The 3,154-nt window shown below is 38.5% G+C and carries 2 protein-coding genes and 1 pseudogene; 1 reads left to right on the top strand and 2 read right to left on the bottom strand.

The window, feature by feature from the left end; all coding sequences use genetic code 11:
• A partial coding sequence (locus tag L647_RS0115980) for a VolA/Pla-1 family phospholipase (protein ID WP_024611949.1) occupies nt 1-1,742 on the bottom strand: 1,742 nt, incomplete at its 3' end.
• Between the two features lie 206 nt (nt 1,743-1,948).
• Between L647_RS0115980 and L647_RS0115975 the strand changes: the two genes are divergently transcribed.
• Nucleotides 1,949-2,695, top strand: coding sequence for a YciK family oxidoreductase (locus tag L647_RS0115975; RefSeq protein ID WP_024611948.1), 747 nt, complete (start codon nt 1,949-1,951; stop codon nt 2,693-2,695).
• 72 nt (nt 2,696-2,767) lie between these two features.
• Here L647_RS0115975 and L647_RS1000000126260 read toward each other — a convergent pair.
• Nucleotides 2,768-3,154: pseudogene (locus tag L647_RS1000000126260) on the bottom strand (IS4 family transposase); the annotation flags it as partial.

The following is a 3,154-nucleotide window of genomic DNA, read 5'->3' as shown; positions in this document are numbered from 1 at the left end:
CCGCCACTTGCTAACGCAACAGTGTTAACATTAAACAATGGATCAATCGTTTCAGCCATTGGGGTATTTGCTTGGGCTATAAAAGCAGGAGCAACAATAGAGCCTAAAGAATGCCCTACATACGTTACGTCGCTACTATTAATAGTTGTATCGTTGATAAAATTCAAACCCAAACGCAAGCCTAATAAGTCAGCTGCTGATTGGCGTAAACTGTCTCTAGCAACAAGCAATGAGCTTAAGTTCATATAACTAAGTACAGAACCTGTTGTTGCATTAAAATCATCATTTCCATCGCCATCAACATCAATACCACGTTCGCCGTGTCTTGGATGATCAATCGCTACCGTTGCAAATCCTTGAATTGAAAGCTGAGCTGTTAATGCCAGCATGCTTTCTTTATTGGTCGTTATACCGTGCTGCATAATAACAACAGGCCAACCATTTTCAGGCATTTCAATAGCTGATAATTGTAGCTGTGCACGTACACCATTAATAATAGGTAATATTGGTTTTGTAATTTGCACCGGCACATTCGCCATGCTTTGTACTTTTGGAATAGTATTATATTTAGTTAAATGACGAGTACTATCTAAACCTAAATCGCGTAATTGTCCGCCACTTAAAGCTGAACATAATGCATCATTTTCACTAATAGGATCAGCCGGAAAAGCATCCCCTGCAATCGCTTTATAACCAAGTAAAACTACGGCGTTGTCACACATACCTTGCCAATATGTATCATTTAAATCACTAATATCAGTACCTGTTGGTGTCCCTAGGTACATTGGTAACATGATGCTACCTTTTTGATACTGCACACCAGTAAATACACCCGATACTTCTACACCTTGAGAAGCAAATACTTGTTGTACATTTACCAATGGCTGTTCTGGTACTTGCAGCACCGGAGTAGGAAGTGCATCTTGTTGTAAACTTGCAGCTAGTAAGGTTTTAATTGTACTAAGTACAGGTCCTGCTGATTGAATAGTCATCGAACCAGAAAAAATAATATCATCTTTTGTAATATCACCAGAACTAACAACTACATTTTCGTAACTATTTACCGCACCTTGCAAACCTAATTGGGCTTCAGTGATCAAAGGTGCTTCTTGTTTAACTAGCCCATAAGTAGAAGAAGGCTCGACAGAACGCCCCAACGAATCTTTAAGTCCAGTTGTTAATACATTTATATATGAACTGCCAGCAGTAAATGGTTTTAAAGGAATAATAGCTACGGCATTACCAGAAGCCTGAGTAACAAAGTCAACACCAAAAGTAAGTTCGCCTACTAACTTACATGCAGTGCCTGCAGCGACTACTGAGCATTCTGCATCAGTTAAACTCGCGCCCATTATCACTTCAAAAATTCTTACTGTACCAGGTGTACCGGCAGAGGCTTCGTCTAAACTCACATTTGGTGGAAATGTTAAATCAATTTTATAAGGAACTTGTGAAGACCAGCCATCTAATGCACCTAGTGCAAGTTGAGGGTCTGCATAAGCTGCACGAGAAATAGATACATTGTTGTCATCTAATTCTCCAGGAATGTTTAAAGTCCCATCTTGAGTACCGCTCATTAATAAATCATTAGGTACAGAAATAACGCCATTAGCGGGATCAAAGCTTACAGTCGCTGTTGGAATGACTGGGGCTGTATCGTTTTTAACATCTTCTAACGTTTCTCCGCCGCCACAACCTGCTAAAGCAGCTGTAACTGAGAGTGAGAGTAGCATTTTTTTCATATTGTTGGCTCCGCACATATTTTATTTTTATAGTGTGTTTAATCAGTGTATTAAGTTAAAACAATGTAATCAGAATATTAATGAGACATTAGACCAGTTAAACTTAACGTAAAGTTTCTGTTTTCGCCACCTTATTTTACAATAAATTCGATTACTTCACGTTTCGCTATGTTAAAATTCAAAAAAATTTATAGATTGGTACTTTCATGCATAACTATCAAGCAACTGAAAACGCACTTAAAGACAAAGTTATTTTGATTACTGGCGCTGGCGATGGCATTGGTCGAGTTGCAGCAATTACATATGCTAAATACGGTGCTACGGTTATTTTATTGGGCAAAACAACAAATAAACTTGAATGTGTTTACGATGAAATTGTTAATGCTGGTCATCCTAAACCTGCCATTGTGCCTATGGATTTAAAAGGGGCAACTAAACAAAACTACCGTGATCTTGCAGCAACAATTGAATATCAGTTTGGTCGCCTTGATGGGCTACTTAACAATGCAGGTATTTTAGGGTCGCTCGGTCCGCTTGAACATTTTTGCTCATCTACTTTTGAAAATATTATGAAAGTAAATGTTACTGCTCAGGCAATGATCACCAAAGCGCTTTTTCCTGTGTTACGTAAATCAAATAATGCTTCTGTTATTTTTACCTCATCAAGTGTTGGCAGAAAAGGTCGAGAATTTTGGGGACCATACGCAATCTCAAAATTTGCAGTAGAAGGTATGATGCAAACATGGGCATGTGAAGTAGGTAAAACTAATATTCGTATAAACTGTATCAACCCAGGTGCTACTCGCACATCTATGCGCGCAGCAGCATACCCAGGTGAAGACAGAGATGCACTTGCTACACCAGAAGATTTAATGCCTACATATTTATACCTAATGAGTGACGATTCAAGTGAAATAAACGGCGAATCATTAGACGCTCAAGTAAAAAAATAATCTCAGATATTTATTATTAAATACAAATTTTAAATATAAAAAAAGCCGCTTTTAAAAGCTAACACCATTCAGTTAAGCATGCTTTGACTTAATGGTGTACCGAGTTTTTGAAATTCGAACGGTCCTACTTTTGGGCCGTTTTCTTTTTTCTGGAAGAATATAACGTTTCACTCGTTCTCGCATTGCCCTTAATTTCTTTGGAATTGAACCTGGCGAAGCGATGGCACACCAGAGTATTTCATCCTGTATATCCCGCAAAGCCATGACAAAACTAATTCTCAGCGGGGAGACTTTAGCCTCTTTGGCTATTCGACTTATCTCTACTCGAATTAAATTGTAGGCTAGCAATATACCCCATAGCTCTTGATTGACTCCATCCACAGTCTGACTACGCAAAAGAATACTATCCTCAAGCATCTGGTGTTTTATTTCTCCATAGCTATTTTCAATTTCCCAGCG

This window comes from Pseudoalteromonas sp. TB64 (assembly GCF_000498095.1).
Classification (GTDB): Bacteria; Pseudomonadota; Gammaproteobacteria; order Enterobacterales; family Alteromonadaceae; genus Pseudoalteromonas.
The sequence above is the reverse complement of the archived record's forward strand: the minus strand, read 5'-3'. Positions and strand labels throughout refer to the sequence as shown.